Source organism: Rhodoferax sp. P1_F3, from assembly GCF_056405715.1.
In genome coordinates this window covers 1-344 of record NZ_JBFUBO010000049.1, presented here as the reverse complement: position 1 = coordinate 344, position 344 = coordinate 1, and the positions used below count along the sequence as shown (strand labels likewise).

At 59.0% G+C, this 344-nt stretch carries 1 pseudogene; it reads right to left on the bottom strand.

The features are described 5' to 3' along the window. Positions 1–9: 9 nt before the first annotated feature. A pseudogene (locus tag AC1DZ5_RS21575) lies at positions 10–344 on the bottom strand (IS4 family transposase); the annotation flags it as partial.

Below are 344 nucleotides of genomic sequence, written 5' to 3'. Positions count from 1 at the left end.
CAATGCCAGTCAGTTAAGAGCTGACTGGCATTTTTTTGATGGGTACTTGCTGCGCGTAGAGCGTTTGACCTGGCGTGGGAAACTGCGATCCGTGCGTCGCACGGGCAGCACGAAGTAGCGGGCCTGGTCTAGAAGACGCTGCAAGTGCTGGGGCAGTGTGCCCGCACGTGCTAAATGCACGGTACGCAGCGCCCCGACGATGGCGTGCTGCGCGGTATGGAAGCTGATGCGGGTAGGTTGCACTCCCACATGCCTGGCCATCAGACACATCCAGCGTCGCAGCAATGTATGGGCGATCAACACGCCCCAGACTTCTTGCATTACCAACTGAGGCTGCTTGCTGC